Consider the following 14,378-nt stretch of genomic DNA (forward strand, 5'->3'; position numbering starts at 1 on the left):
GGCGGCCTCACCAGTTCCGGAACTTGGCCGGCGGCTCGTAGAGCCCGCCCGACCAGTGCACGAGGTCTTTGATCGACTTGGCGGCGAGCAGCGCCCGGTCGGCGTCGAGCGGCTCGATGCCGAGATCCTCCGGCCGGCGCACGATGCCGCGGGCGCGCAATTCCTCGACCTTGGCCCGGTCGCGCCCGCGCCCGATCTCGGTGTAGCCGGCCACGCCCCGGATCGCCTGCTCGCGCTCGTCGGCGTCCCGGCAGAGCAGCAGGTTGGCGATGCCCTCCTCGGTGACGATGTGCGTGACATCGTCGCCGTAGATCATCACGGGGGCGAGCTCGAGCCCGGTCTTCCTGGCCAGTTCCAGCGCGTCGAGGCGCTCGACGAAGGTCGGCACCAGCTTGTCGCCGAAGGTCTCCACGAGCTGCACCACCAGCTTCCTCCCGCGCATCAGCATCGGATCGCCGACGCCTTGCGCCTCGTGCCCCGCCTTCATCCAGGTGTCGGAGGGGTGGCGCCGCCCGTGCGGGTCCGAGCCCATGTTGGGCGCGCCGCCGAAGCCCGCCACGCGGTCGCGCGTCACGGTCGAGGAATGGCCCGCGAGGTCGATCTGCAGGGTCGAGCCGATGAACAGGTCGCAGGCGTAGAGCCCCGCCGTCTGGCAGAAGGCGCGGTTGGAGCGCAAGCTACCGTCCCGGCCCGTGAAGAAGACGTCCGGCCGCTCGCGGATGTAGCGGTCCATGCCGACTTCCGAGCCGAAGCAGTGCACCTGTTGCACCCAGCCCGCCTCGATCGCCGGGATCAGCGTCGGGTGCGGGTTGAGCGCCCAGTGCGTGGCGATCCTGCCCTTCAGCCCCAGCCGCTCGCCGTAGGTCGGCAGCAGCAACTCGATCGCCGCGGTGCCGAAGCCGATGCCGTGGTTGAGGCGGCGGATGCCGTACTCCGCGTAGATGCCCTTGATCGCCATCATGGCCATCAGGACCTGCGTCTCGGTCATCGCGGCCGGATCGCGGGTGAAGAGCGGCTCGACGTAGAAGGGCTTGTCCGCCGCGACCACGAAGTCGATCCGGTCGCCCGGGATGTCGACGCGCGGCACGCGCTCGACGATCTCGTTCACCTGCGCGATCACCACGCCGTTCTTGAAGGCGGTGGCCTCCACCACGGTCGGCGTGTCCTCGGTGTTCGGGCCCGTGTAGAGGTTGCCCTCCCGGTCGGCCGAGACGCCCGCGATCAGCGCCACGTTCGGCGTCAGGTCCATGAAGTAGCGGGCGAACAGCTCCAGGTAGGTGTGCACCGCCCCGAGCGCGATCTGCCCGCCGTAGAGCATCCGGGCGATGCGCCCGCCCTGGGGACCCGAGTACGAGTAGTCGAGCCGCCGCGCGATGCCGGTCTCGAACACGTCGAGATGCTCGGGCAGCACGATGCCCGACTGCACCATGTGCAGGTCGTGGACCTTACCCGGGTCGCAGGCGGCGAGCGCGCGGGCGAGGCAGTCGGCCTGCTTCTGGTTGTCGCCCTCCAGGCAGACCCGGTCGCCGGGGCGCAGCACCGCCTCGAGCAGCGCGACCGCCCGCGTCGCCGGAACGACCTTGCCGTCCGCGTAGGCTCGCCCGGCCGCGATGCGCTCGTCGGGGAGCCTCGCCTCGCTGCGCCAGTCCGTCATCGCTGCCCACCCCGATCTCGCATTCACAACGTGCCTAATCCGGTACTCGTGCATTCACAAGGCATCGATTTGGCGATATCGGTATCCCACGCAAGCGCGGCGTCAAGAGGCTGCGCGTGTTCGGACCGCGGGAGGGTGTCATGGAGAGTGCCGGCGCCGAGGAGCGCGAACTCCTCTCCGACCGTATCCGGAACGCGCTCACCGACGCGATCGTCTCCGGCGCCCTCGCGGCCGGCACCGCGCTCGACGAGCAGGAGCTGGCCGACCGCTTCGGCGCCTCCCGCACCCCCGTGCGCGACGCCCTGCGCCAGCTCGCCTTCAACGGGCTCGTCGAGGTGCGCCCGCGCAAAGGCGCGGTGGTGACGCGCATGACCTCGGAGCGCATCACCGAGATGTTCGAGACCACCGCCGAGATCGAGGCCATGTGCGCGCGGCTGGCCACCTACCGGATGACGCTTCTGGAGCGCGGCCGGCTGATGGAGCTGCAGGAGCGCGCCGCCGGGATGATCGCGCGCGGCGACCTCGACGCCTACGACGCCCACAACCTCGTCTTCCACGAGACGCTCTATGGAGCGACCCACAACGGCTTCATGGGCGAGCAGGCATTGGCCCTGCGCACCCGCCTCGTCGCCTTCCGCCGGACGCAGCTGCGCCAGGACGCCCGCATGGCGCGCTCGCACGCCGAGCACGGCGAGATCCTGGCCGCCATGGCCGAGGGCGACGGCGAGGCCGCGGCCCGCCGCATGCGCGCGCACATGCTCAACGCGGCCAACGCGCTCGCCCGCTGGATCGCCGAGCATTGAGCGGCGGACCGGCGCGGTTTCCCTCGGCCCGCCATCCGCTCTAAACCCATCCGGCCAACGCAAGACGCTACGGGTCTCGATCGCCGATGAGCGCGCATGCTCCTCTACCGCCGGCCCGTCCCGCGCCGGACGCCCTCGCCGCCGTCCTCGCCGGACTGCAGGAGCGCTTCGGCACGCGCCTCTCGACCTCCGAGACCCTGCGGGCGCAGCACGCCAGCACGCTCACCTGGGCTCCGAGCCAGCCGCCGGACGCCGTGGTCTTCCCGCACACCACCGCGGAGGTGCAGGCGGTGGTCCGCCTCTGCGCCGGGCACCGGGTGCCGGTGATCCCGTTCGGCACCGGCTCGTCGCTGGAGGGCCACGTCAACGCGCCCTACGGCGGGATCAGCGTCGATCTCTCAGGGATGAACCGGATCCTCGCCGTCCACGCCGAGGATCTCGACTGCGTGGTCGAGGCGGGGCTCACCCGCAAGGCGCTGAACCTGCACCTGCGCGACCAGGGCCTGTTCTTCCCGATCGACCCGGGCGCCGACGCCTCCTTCGGCGGCATGGCCTCCACGCGGGCCTCCGGCACCAACGCGGTCCGCTACGGCACGATGCGCGACGCGGTGCTGGCCCTCACCGCCGTGCTGCCCAACGGGGAGATCGTCCGCACGGGCAGCCGCGCCCGGAAATCGGCCGCGGGCTACGACCTCACCCGCCTGCTCGTCGGCGCCGAGGGCACGCTCGGCCTCATCACGGAGCTGACCCTGCGGCTCAGCGGCATCCCGGAGGCGACGGCAGCCGGGCACTGCTCCTTCCCGAGCGTGAAGGCGGCCTGCGACGCCACCATCCTGACGATCCAGTCCGGCCTGCCCGTCGCCCGGATCGAGCTGCTCGACGCGGTGCAGGTGCACGCCAGCAATGCCTACTCGAAGCTCGACCTCCCCGAGACGCCGCTGCTGCTGGTCGAGTTCCACGGCACCGCGGCCTCGGTGCACGAGCAGGCCGAGCGCTTCGGCGAGATCGCCGCCGGCGAGGGCGGCGGCGCCTTCGCTTGGGCGACCGAGGCCGAGGCGCGCAGCCGTCTCTGGCAGGCGCGCCACGACGCCTACTGGGCGGCGCTCGGACTGCGGCCCGGCGCGCGGGCGGTCGCCACCGACGTCTGCGTGCCGATCTCGCGCCTCGCCGATTGCGTCGCCGAGACCCAGCGCGACATCGCCGGGAGCGGCCTCCTCGCCCCGATCGTCGGCCATGTCGGCGACGGCAACTTCCACGCCCAGCTCCTCGTCGACGTGGACGACGCCGACGAGGTCGCGCGCGCCACCGGCTTCATCGACCGCCTCGTCGCGCGCGCGCTGGCGATGGAGGGCACCTGCACCGGCGAGCACGGCGTCGGCCAGAAGAAGATGCGCTTCCTCGAGGCCGAGCACGGCGCGGAGGCCCTCGCCGCCATGCGCGCCCTGAAGCGGGCCCTCGACCCGCTCGGGATCATGAACCCGGGCAAGATGCTGGAGGCCTGACGGGCCCGGTGGGCCGGCGCTGCCGGAGGCCAGGGCTCCGCCCTGGACCCGCGAAAGGTCTCGACCTTTCGAAACCCCGACCCGGCGGCCTTCGGCACCGCTCGCCGCAACCAACCGGCCGTGCGCGACATTCCGCGCCGGTGGACCGCACTGCGAGGAGGCGACGTGCCCGGCTGGATCGAGAGCGCCCTGTGGTGGCACGTCTACCCGCTCGGCTTCGTCGGCGCCCCGCGCGCGGCGCGGGACGAGGCCGGGCCGGTGCACAGGCTGGGTCGCCTCGAGGCTTGGCTCGACTACGCCGCCGAGATGGGGGCGACCGGTCTCGCCCTCGGGCCGATCTTCGCCGCCGCGACCCACGGCTACGACACCCTCGACCACTTCCGCATCGACCCGCGCCTCGGGAACGAGGGCGATTTCGACGCGCTTGTCGCGGCGGCCCGCGCCCGGGGGCTGCGCCTGCTGCTCGACGGGGTGTTCAACCATGTGGGCCGCGATTTCCCGGCCTTCGCCGAGGTGCTGCGTTCGGGCCCGGACGCGCCCCGGGCGGGCTGGTTCCGCCTGTCCTGGCCGCGCGGGCCGGGGCTTGAGCCGGACTACGCCTGCTTCGAGGGGCACCGGCACTTGGTCACCCTGAACCACGACGCGCCGGAGGTCGCCGCCTATGTCGAGCGGGTGATGACGCACTGGCTGGCGCGGGGCGCCGACGGCTGGCGTCTCGACGCGGCCTACGCGGTGCCGCCCGCCTTCTGGGCCCGGGTCCTGCCGCGAGTGCGTGCCGCCCATCCGGAGGCCTACTTCGTGGGCGAGGTGATCCACGGCGACTACGCGGGCTTCGTGGCGGCGAGCGGCCTCGACGCCGTGACCCAGTACGAGCTCTGGAAGGCGATCTGGAGCGCGCTGAACGACCGCAACCTCTACGAGCTGGCCCACGCCCTGGAGCGCCATGATGGCTTCCTCGACCGCTTCGTGCCCCTGACCTTCCTGGGCAACCATGACGTCACCCGGATCGCGAGCCGGCTCGCCGACCCGCGCCACCTGGGCGCGGCGCTCGCGGTGCTGCTCACCTGCGGCGGCACGCCCGCGATCTACGCGGGCGACGAGCAGGGGTTTCGCGGGGTGAAGGAGGAGCGCGAAGGGGGCGACGACGCGGTCCGGCCGGAATTCCCGGCGACGCCCGCCGGCCTCCCGGCGGAGGGCTGGCCGACCTACCGCCTGCACCGGGACCTGGCCGGGCTGCGCCGCGCCCATCCCTGGCTGCACCGGGCGCGCATCCGGATCGACCATCTGGCCAACCGGCAGATGGTGGCCCGGCCGCACGCGGACGGGCACGCGCTCCTGCTCGCGCTCAACCTCGACGACGCACCGGCCGCCCTGCCTTCCCCGCGGGGGCGGGCCGTCGAGGCGGGGACCGGGCAGGTGATCGATCCCGGCGCGGCCGGCGCGCGCATCCTGGTTCCGCCCCATGCCTGGGCGGTGCTCTCCTGCGCCTGAACCGGCCGGAGCGGGCGGCCCGCGGCTCAGTCGTTCGCGCCGAGGCTCTCGATCAGGTGGTTGAGGTCGGTGCGCAGCGCCCGCACTTCCGGCTCGCTCAGGGCGAGCTGGCACATCACGCTCTCCCGCACGCGCACGGCCTCGCCCCGCAGGCCGCGCCCCTCCGCGGTGAGCGCGATCTCGACCTCGCGCTCGTCCGACTGGCGCCGGCTGCGCAGCAGGAAGCCGGCCCCTTCCAGGCGCTTCAGCACCGGGGTCAGCGTACCGGAATCGAGCCGCAGGCGCCGCCCGATCTCCGAGACGGTGACGCGGTCCTGCTCCCACAGGACGAGCAGGACGAGATATTGCGGATAGGTCAGCCCGATGCGATCGAGGAGCGGCCTGTAGGCCTTCGTCATGCGGTGGGCGGCCGCGTAGAGCGCGTAGCAGAGCTGGTTGTCGAGCAGCAGCGGATCGCGCGCCGGATCCGCCTCCTCCCGTCTGTCGTCGACAAGAACCATCAGACTCGCTCGCAACCGTTCCGGCAACGCATCTGGCCGGATGCCCTCTCCCCTACGATACCCGAGGATGCGCCCTGCGCCAGAGCCGAAATTTCCCCACCCGTATCGAAGGATAGATCGTCCGCGGTTTCAAGAGCCGCCTCGCCCGCGGCCCCAGGGGATCCCGGTCCGGTCCCTGCGCCGGAGGCTCCGTTCGCCCGCGGGCGGGCCCGGCTCTGGTCGGCGCCGTCCGCGCGGAACCGATGAAGCGGCCCCTGCCGCACCACCGAAACCGGACCGTCGGCATCGGCGAGAAAAGGACTTGCCAAGCCGGAAACGACCCCTTAGACACCCGCTCACGGACGGGGCGGCGCCGCTGCCAGCCCGGTCCGACAGGCGCCCGTAGCTCAGCTGGATAGAGCACCAGACTACGAATCTGGGGGTCAGAGGTTCGAATCCTTTCGGGCGCGCCATCACTACGCTAAGCCATTGCTTGGCCTGAAATTCCCCTTAAATCAGTGCCTTAAGCAGCCGCCGGTCCTGCAATCCGGTGATGCAAAATGCTATGGCACGCATGGCCTACCGAACCACGGATCGGAACGGGACGCTCTACTTCCGCCGGGTCATTCCCGCCGAGCTGCGCCCCTTCATGCCCGCCCCTTGGACGGGTAAGGCGAACTGGACGAAGAGTCTCCGGACCAAGGAAGCGCGGAAGGCGGTCCAGCCCTACGCTCGCTGCCTGAGCGACTGTGAGGCGGACTTCGTGGCGGCCGAGCGGGCAAAGCGCGGCGAAGCACCGATGGCCGCCCCTCTGCGCCGGTCCGCCATGCCGTCTGTCGAGGAGATCGAGGCGGACGTGTTTGCCGCGCTTCTGGCCGCCGACGATGCGGCGCGAACCGATGGCGACGCCCGCAAGCAGCTTCAGACCGCCGAGGCGAGAGCGGAGTTGCCGCACCTGAGGGCCATCGCGCTCGACGGCCGATGGATGGAAGAGGACTTCTTCGAGGGCTACGGCGAGGAGCTGGAACTGCTGCACGGCGATTATGCCAGGGCACTCGCACGCCAGAACCCTCAGGTCGTGGATGCGGAGTGCCGAGCCTTCCTACGCCACCGCGGCATCCCGATCGAGCCGGACTCGGGCGACTACCGCGAGGCAGCCATGGCGATCTTGCGAGCCCATGTGCGTGCCTACGAGGCGAAGCTGGAGCGTCAACTCGGCAAGGCCATCGCCACCCCCGCGCCGAGCCGCAGGAGGGGGCCAACGTTGTCCGAAGCCTATGCCGCATGGAAGACCGGGAGTGGCGCTCGGGGCAGCAAGAAGCCGGGCGAGCGGACGCTGCTTGAGGCCGACTACGCGGTGCGGCGCCTCACGGAGTGGCACGGGGATATCCGGCTGGGCGACCTCACGCGGGAGAAGGCGCGGGACTTCAGGGACAATCTCGCCCGGGTGCCCACACGGTTGCCCGGCGACCTGAAGCGACTACCGATGCGCGACCTCCTCAAGCGAGACCTCAGCGCCTACGCCCCGCAGCACGCGGCCACGATCAACAAGACCCTCAACATCCTCGCCGCCATCGCCAACCACGCGGAGGCGGCCGGGAGCCTGGACGGTGTGCCGGACTTCAAGAACCCCTTCGGCAAGGGCACCAAGTTGGTGGTGGATGCGAGGGTGGAGGAGAAGCGGCAACCGTTCAGCGCCGCGGACCTCACGGCCATCTTCACCACGGGGGTCTTCCGGAGCGGGGAGCGCCCGCGAGGCGGCGGCGGCGAGGCGGCCTTCTGGCTCCCGGTTCTTGCGCTGCTGTCTGGCGCCCGCCAAGGCGAGCTGGCGCAGCTTCGCCTTACGGACCTGTCTCAGGATCGGGAGACGGGGGTCTGGTATCTCGATATCAGCACGGCGGGCGGCCGGAGCATCAAGACCGCCTCCTCCCGCCGGAAGATCCCGCTGCATCCTGAGCTGGAGCGCATTGGCCTCCTTCGCTACCGGCAAGCCCTTCTGGACGGCGGGGCCAAGCCCGAGGCCTCCCTGTGGCCGAACGTCGAGGCGGACAAGGAGGGGCGGCAGAACGGGCCATGGTCGAAGTGGTTCAACCGATACCTGCGCGACAAGGCAGGCATCGAGGATCGCACCAAGGTGTTCCACTCCTTCCGGCACAGCTTCAAGGAGCTGGCGCGGGCGGCACGCCTCGGGGAGGACGTGCACGATGCGCTCACCGGGCACACAGGCGGAGGCCTCGGCCGGAGGTACGGCGGGTTCGGCTTGAAGGTGCTCGCGGAGGAGTTGGCGCGGATCGAGGCGCCGGACGCTGTGCGGAGCTTGAGGTGGGAGGAGCGGTGACATGCATAACGACCTGCCTTCGAGTAGCGCAGGTGGAGGATTCCGCTAAGAGGACCGCGTACGCTCTCCTATCCGCAAACAGAGGTGAACTTCGCTCTTGTCGTATATGCGCAGGTAGGTACAACTGCGGCTGGCTGGGCAATAAGGCGGCGGGCAACGGTCGCAGGCCGGGGGGCAAGTGATCACCATCCAGCATACCCAAGAGTGCCTCTCCCTCGCCTATGTCCATGCAATTGCGGGTAGAGCAGGCGCTAATTTGCTGGTGGGCCGTGTGCACGACTACGGAGTCGATGGCTCGTTCAGGCACGTCGAAATCTTCGATAATGGCCGGAGAGTCGAATCCGGAACCGCAGTAGATTTTCAATTAAAGGCGACCACGCGGTGGTCTGCCAATGAAACTGAGATCATTTATGATCTCGAAGCTAAAACATTTAATGATTTTATCAGGCGTAGATCACGCGCCATACCATTCATTCTCATTGTTCTCTGTCTGCACTCGAAAATGGATCAGTGGCTGACCACTACCGAAGACGATCTCGTTCTTCGACAGTGCTGCTATTGGTTCAAGCCGACTGGTGCTATAACTTTGAATCCTACAACCATAAGGATCAAAGTGCCGCGAGTAAATATTTTTACAGCAGAACGACTCGCGACGATCTTGGAGGAAGAGGCTGCGGCTGAGTTGGAGCTGGAACCATGAGCAACAGCTTTACCTCTGCGACTCCGGCAACATCCATTGGCTACCTCCGGCGTTATTTGGCGGCCTATGGGTGGAAGAGGAAGTCGCTGAAAAGATCCGATCTAGAGCTATTTGTACTAGCTAGCGGCGATCGACAAGAGCTTAAAATCGTTCTTCCAACTGATAATCATGATCCAGACATCGCTCGCCGCGTCGAGTTCGCTCTACGTACGCTTGCTGGCGTCGAAGATCGAGATACGAATCAGATTTCCGAAAGCGTTCAACTTATCGCAACCGACCTTTTAAAGGCCAGCCTTCCAGATCATATGGTTTGGCACGGAAGTAGCATAAAGCTTAGGGTAGCTGAAAACTTCCTGCGGACTTCCCGGCGACTGCTTACTGCGGCAGCTGCGATGGAAATCGAACCAAATCCCTTTCAAGTCGCGTTGCCTAGCGAAAGCGAGGAATACGCTCATCGCTGCAGGCTAGGGCATACCTTTGAGGGTAGCTTTGGCTTTCGCATCGAATCCCCGGTAGGGCCGCATCCTGACAGGAGCTTGCCGGACGAAGACATTCATCCTCCGCCCTTCGAACGCATGGTTATGAAACGCCTGATTCGAGGCTTCAGAACCATAGCAAAAGCCAGTGCCACAGGGGAGCCTGAAGCTATCTCGCGCAATTTTGGGTTCGGATTTAATGCCGATATGTGCGACGAGCTAGTACGCATGATTGAATCTACAGACGCAAATATAATCAGCTTTGGCTTCGAGCTTTCGCCCGAGTGGAAGACAACGGACGACGTTTCCAAAAGCGAACAAATCAAGATATCGAGTGAAGCAGTAGGCGTTATAAAATTCGCAGCATCGTCTCTGCGCGTTCAAAAACCTAATCGTCGCCAGAGAATACAAGGCAGGGTAGTTAGGCTTAGCACTAGGGAAAATCCAGCCGACCTATTCAGCAGCTCAGGATCGCGCGAAATTGCTGTTAGCTGGGAAAGCGAGGAACTGGGTGATATTTCCGTCACGCTACGCCTTCCACCGCAAGAGTACCGAGAAGCGGTCGATGCGCATACGAGCTTCCGACAGATCGCAGTGAGCGGGATTCTCGACAGGTTGGGACGAAGGTGGGTTTTGAACGATTTGGCAGATTTCGAAGTTCTACCGACTGACAAAGACAAGCACGCCTAATAAATGTGGGCACTCGCTGAGCCTAATGATACATCGTTCCCCTAGAGTGGCCGGTCGTGGACTGACAATCGCTGGAGCGATTTTGCTGTTGGCTGTACTTGCAGAAGCGGCGGCCAGCACCGCAAGGCATTGCATGTCGCGATCTTTGAAGAACTTACTAGCAGAGAGTTATGAACCTGCTGATAAAATCTCATCACTCGCAGATCAATACTGCTCCGCGCTGCACGCCGAACGCCCGGCCAACCTCTTTCAGACTATCTGCGCCGATCCCGTGGTCCCGGCTTCAAAGGTCCTCTCTACCGTCTATCTAGTAGCGCTCGCTGCTGCGGCTCATGTCCCTCGCAACGTAGTCACCGGAGTAGGAGTGCTGGCCAAACACCAGCCATCCGAGCCCGAAGCCGACAGCGCCAGCGACAAGCAGGCCGGTCATGGTTCCACTGTCCACGTTGCCAACCGCTCGGCTGCCTTTTCGGAGGTAGCGTGAGCCATACTCCGAGGCGCTGTCCCAAGTGTCTGATGCCCGTTCGGTCGCTCCGCGCAAGGTTTGCCGCGCCTGATCTGTTGCCCCGCCCGCACCACTCGATGAGCCGCCACCGCTGCGGCCTGATGCTGGCCCACCATCGGACCTGCCAAGCGGATCTTGTGAGCTAACGTCTGCCATGGTCCGCACTCCCTCTTGCTCGCAAGGCCGACCGAGAGCCGGACCCAAGGCGTCGTGCGATCGGCTTGCTCCAGGGCCAACTCACCTGCCCGGCGAGGTATCCAGCTGGTGCGGGCTGCGCCCGTGCGGTCTCGCTTCGCTCCCCTCTGATACCTCTGCCCTTCGGGCGTGCGCCTTCGGCGGTTGAGACCCACTTCGCTATCCACTGCCATGCAGGCCGAGCGGGTGCCCTCAGCGCCAATTACGCGGGAACAGATAGCGTACCGCAGGTGCTCACCATGCCACCCGCGATGTGCTGCCGCCGAGCTGGTTAGCAGACCCCCTTCATCACCTCCTCATCCAAGGCGGCCCTGAGGTCACTGCACCGGATAGATTGGCTCACCTCCGCCCAACAGTCCTTATGTGGTCCTCTAGGTCCGCCCTGAAGTCGGCCTTGATGTTCCCTGGTATTGGTGCCTGAAGTGACCGAGATGGTCCCTACCTGAAGCGTTGGTGCACAAAGGTAGGGGCTACTTCATGCCCTCCCTGATGTCGGCCTTGGGTCGGCTTCAGGCGAACTGGTGATGAGGCGAGACCACTACCGCCACCATCCACCGAGAGGCGCCTCAAGGGCCTTCCGCCCAGTTCTGCCATAGCGACCGATGCGGCGAGGGCAGCCACTGAGGCCCACCCCCCGGTATCCTTTATGTGGGCCATAACTTTAGTAGAGCGATTTCAAGAGGATGGGCAGGCGGTAGCCGGTTATTGCCTCCGCTGCATCGCCCATGATGGTAGTAGCTTGGTGAGCCTGTGATTGCGCAACCATGAGTCCGTCGTGCATCGGTATCGCTGGTATCCTTTTTTCGGCCAGGGTGAGGAGCGCCGCTATGAGGATCTGGGACTCGATGAACATGAGCCGGAGCCCGATGCCCGTTTCGAAGATTCCCGCTAGGGCCGGGTGGCCGGCAAGAATGGCTCCCCTAAGCTGAAGCCCAGAGATGTTTGGCGGCAGCTCGCCTCTGGTGCCTCTAGGAGCCCGCGTGAGGGGCGAAGTCCGAAAGAGCATGGCGAGGGCCGCCTTCTTCACTCCTGGCCGCCAGCGCGGCTCTGAGAGCCCCGGAATGACAGCGTAGAGGTCGCCTTCCGGCGGCGGCTGGCCAGCCTCCAGGTAGGCAAGGCGGAGGAACATGCTGGCGAAATCTAGGTCTGCTACTGGCTCACCCATGATGCGGATACCGCGGCGCTGAGCCTTGGGCAGGTTCTGCCACCACCCGAATAGCCGGCCGCCGAGGTCGAACCGCTCCGTTCCCTCCGGGGCATCTGGCGGAAGGTTGAAGTGGCGGCGGAGAAAGGGGAGACCGCACTGGATAGATTGGCCTTGGGCATCCTCCAAGCGAATGTCCGCGTCGCCCAGGAAGGCGTTGATGATCCCCACCTCAGCCCTGAAGCGCCCCGTCACGGAGGCTTCTTGGTACTCGATGAGTTCGCGGCCTTCCTCCCGACCCGCGAAGTCCCGTTCCACCCGGCTGAGGAACACTGTCTCTCGCCCTGGTATCTGGCCGAAGTCGCGCTTGCTGATGCGAGAGCGGTGCAAGTCATCGGCAAACGAGCCCGCGGCCGTGATGGTGCTGGCTACGCGCTTCGTGGTGGACCGCTCCAGCCGAAGGATTCCATAGGCTGCCAACAGTTCCAGAATTTCAGGAAGGCGCCGAAAGCCCGACCGCTCATATCGGGAAGTCCGCTGCTTGGCTGCCCGAAGACTCACCCCGATGGTCGGGGCCTCCATGGCAGCGGCAAAGGCGAGGTTGGCGAGGATTGCTCTGACGATGTTATCCCGGTTCTGCCGGTCTGCCGGACGGAGGCGGCGCTGACGGTCATGCTCCACCGCCCTGCCCCAGTTGAGAATGAGGTCTCCTGCAATTGTCTCCAGGTGAGGATCGCTGCACGAAAGCCAGGCGTCAAACATGATGTTGCGCAGAGGATTAGTTGCACGCGCAGGGCGGCTCTGAGCCCTCTCGACAGGACGATATGCCTCAACCTGTGCTGCCCGCATTGCTGTAACAGTATCACACATCTGCGCGTGACCCCTCACAGTCCGCGGGCTGCAGCGAGCTTCCGACGCCATGCCGGCTGCCACCCAGGCACCTGTGAAGGGTGCGGGCCATGCTTCTCCCGCTTGAGTCGGCGAATGGTGTCACGCTCTCGGCTGGTGATGAGGTCGCAAATTTCCTCAGCCGCCTCGCCCATCACCCGGAGCACCCGGCCCGAGGATTTCGGGTAGACGTGCATCTCGGCCGGCGCGATGGTGCCGTTAGGGAGCGGGAAGTCCCATCTTCGATGGGTCCCGGACGCCAATCGGTGCATGGCCTTGGCGGTCTGCACGATGCGGAACTCGCAGATTCGGTGGCTGTCCGCGTCATCCTCTACGAGGGCCGCCACTCCGAGGTGGATGGCCAGCAGGCGCTCCGGCTTCACGCCGGCCTCACGGAGCCGCGCGAATGCGACCTTAGCCCGGTACTTCGCCGAGCGCCGCTTCAGGTTCATCACTGGATCTACCGGCCCTGCGCCGTCGAGGAGACCCCGCAGCGACAGTAGAACGAGGGAGAGGATTGGGTCTGCGCGGTGCTGTCTGATCCATGCCAACGCGGTCTTCACGTAAGGACTCAGCTCAGTGGCGCGGATGGCCGGGGCGACGGGTGAGCCGAACCGAGCCTTGCGCTGCCCATGATAGGTGCAGAAGTTCCCGTTCAGGCCAGTGCCCGCGGCACGGCGGGTTGGCCGCCCGCAGCCCATCACCGTGCACTTCTCGAAGAAGTCCTGCTTGGGCGAGGCGACGCGGTGCGCAATCTCGGCCCTGCGCTTGCGGGAATCGGAGTGGCTGGTCATCAGGCTGCCGGCCATCAGTAGCCCGCGGTGCCCAGGAGCAATTCGTCGTGCAGGAGGAACAGCGCGTGCAGGTTACGCTCGTAGGCGTGCACGTCGGCAGCGGCCCGGTGCGCCAGCTCTACCGAATGGCGAGTGGCCACCTCGCGGGCATCCTTAGTGGGCTTGCCGGCGCCTTGCAGACTCAGAAGGCTCGGCCGGAGGTCGCCCGTGTCCTCACCCATGCGCACGCTCTGGTGCGGTCCCGCAGCAAGCACGATCCGCGACACCGGCATCGTGTCCTTGGGATGATCCGCGAAAGTAAGCTTCGGGTAGATCCTCCCCGCCGGGTCGCGCGATGAGCTGTTCCGGTTTGTCGTGATGCTGTTCCCAAAGCGCGTCAGCTCGAACAGGATGCCGGCGCTGGGGACATGCAACGTCATGACGACGGGCTTGATGGCGCCCACGCGGACCACGAACGCATCGTCCTCTAGCGGCAAGTCTGGTGCGATGACGGCGCTCCCTTTCGCCCAGTCAGGCGCGATGCTGAAGGCGTTCTGGCGGTCTACCAGTAGGCGTTCAGGCGTTAGGAGAGGTGACACAAAAAATAAGGTCTCGGCCACTTCAGGCTTCCTTTCAGATTAAAATTACAACGCGCAGCCTGGCCACAGATACTAAGTATACCTCAGCACCGAATCAGCACGCCAAAGGCCGCGCGTGGTCGTTTTGGGAGCCACTATGCT

General features: G+C 66.3%; 12 protein-coding genes and 1 tRNA gene. 8 read left to right on the forward strand and 5 right to left on the reverse strand.

The window, feature by feature from the left end:
• Positions 1-7: 7 nt before the first annotated feature.
• Positions 8-1,654: a malonate decarboxylase subunit alpha gene (gene mdcA / locus MFF56_RS00800; protein WP_066924142.1), complete on the reverse strand. Its 1,647-nt coding sequence runs from the start codon at positions 1,652-1,654 to the stop codon at positions 8-10.
• Positions 1,655-1,794: 140 nt separating this feature from the next.
• Between mdcA and MFF56_RS00805 the strand changes: the two genes are divergently transcribed.
• The 3 genes from MFF56_RS00805 (at position 1,795) to MFF56_RS00815 (ending at position 5,450) form a co-directional block, all read left to right on the forward strand.
• On the forward strand, positions 1,795-2,457 hold the full coding sequence (locus MFF56_RS00805) for a GntR family transcriptional regulator (RefSeq protein ID WP_066924140.1): 663 nt from the start codon (positions 1,795-1,797) through the stop codon (positions 2,455-2,457).
• Positions 2,458-2,543: 86 nt separating this feature from the next.
• On the forward strand, positions 2,544-3,959 hold the full coding sequence (locus MFF56_RS00810; RefSeq protein ID WP_066924138.1) for an FAD-binding oxidoreductase: 1,416 nt from the start codon (positions 2,544-2,546) through the stop codon (positions 3,957-3,959).
• A gap of 165 nt (positions 3,960-4,124) precedes the next feature.
• Entirely contained in the window at positions 4,125-5,450 is a 1,326-nt protein-coding gene (locus MFF56_RS00815; RefSeq protein WP_066924137.1) for an alpha-amylase family protein, read from the forward strand.
• A 26-nt stretch (positions 5,451-5,476) separates the two neighbouring features.
• Here MFF56_RS00815 and MFF56_RS00820 read toward each other — a convergent pair whose 3' ends face one another.
• Positions 5,477-5,950 (reverse strand): MarR family winged helix-turn-helix transcriptional regulator, encoded by a 474-nt coding sequence (locus tag MFF56_RS00820; protein WP_066924134.1) that lies wholly within the window; start codon positions 5,948-5,950, stop codon positions 5,477-5,479.
• Positions 5,951-6,325: 375 nt separating this feature from the next.
• Here MFF56_RS00820 and MFF56_RS00825 point away from each other — a divergent pair.
• From MFF56_RS00825 to MFF56_RS00845, 5 genes are all read left to right on the forward strand, one after another.
• A tRNA-Arg gene (locus MFF56_RS00825) sits at positions 6,326-6,402 on the forward strand.
• Positions 6,403-6,503: 101 nt separating this feature from the next.
• Positions 6,504-8,267: a site-specific integrase gene (locus tag MFF56_RS00830; protein ID WP_238229311.1), complete on the forward strand. Its 1,764-nt coding sequence runs from the start codon at positions 6,504-6,506 to the stop codon at positions 8,265-8,267.
• A gap of 178 nt (positions 8,268-8,445) precedes the next feature.
• On the forward strand, positions 8,446-8,967 hold the full coding sequence (locus tag MFF56_RS00835; RefSeq protein WP_082773145.1) for a DUF4365 domain-containing protein: 522 nt from the start codon (positions 8,446-8,448) through the stop codon (positions 8,965-8,967).
• Complete coding sequence (locus tag MFF56_RS00840; RefSeq protein ID WP_156453836.1) at positions 8,964-10,133, forward strand: hypothetical protein; 1,170 nt, start codon at positions 8,964-8,966, stop codon at positions 10,131-10,133. Before MFF56_RS00835 ends, MFF56_RS00840 begins: the two co-directional genes overlap by 4 nt.
• A gap of 88 nt (positions 10,134-10,221) precedes the next feature.
• Positions 10,222-10,617 (forward strand): hypothetical protein, encoded by a 396-nt coding sequence (locus MFF56_RS00845; RefSeq protein ID WP_197430632.1) that lies wholly within the window; start codon positions 10,222-10,224, stop codon positions 10,615-10,617.
• Positions 10,618-11,494: 877 nt separating this feature from the next.
• Here the strand turns inward: MFF56_RS00845 and MFF56_RS00850 are convergent.
• The 3 genes from MFF56_RS00850 to MFF56_RS00860 form a co-directional block, all read right to left on the reverse strand.
• Positions 11,495-12,739, reverse strand: coding sequence for a hypothetical protein (locus MFF56_RS00850; protein WP_156453835.1), 1,245 nt, complete (start codon positions 12,737-12,739; stop codon positions 11,495-11,497).
• A 122-nt stretch (positions 12,740-12,861) separates the two neighbouring features.
• Positions 12,862-13,674, reverse strand: coding sequence for a hypothetical protein (locus tag MFF56_RS00855; protein ID WP_238229312.1), 813 nt, complete (start codon positions 13,672-13,674; stop codon positions 12,862-12,864).
• Positions 13,674-14,258 (reverse strand): hypothetical protein, encoded by a 585-nt coding sequence (locus MFF56_RS00860; RefSeq protein ID WP_066924129.1) that lies wholly within the window; start codon positions 14,256-14,258, stop codon positions 13,674-13,676. Before MFF56_RS00860 ends, MFF56_RS00855 begins: the two co-directional genes overlap by 1 nt.
• Positions 14,259-14,378: the final 120 nt, after the last annotated feature.

Origin of the sequence: Methylobacterium hispanicum (genome assembly GCF_022179285.1) — a bacterium.
GTDB classification, from domain to species: Bacteria; Pseudomonadota; Alphaproteobacteria; order Rhizobiales; family Beijerinckiaceae; genus Methylobacterium; species Methylobacterium hispanicum.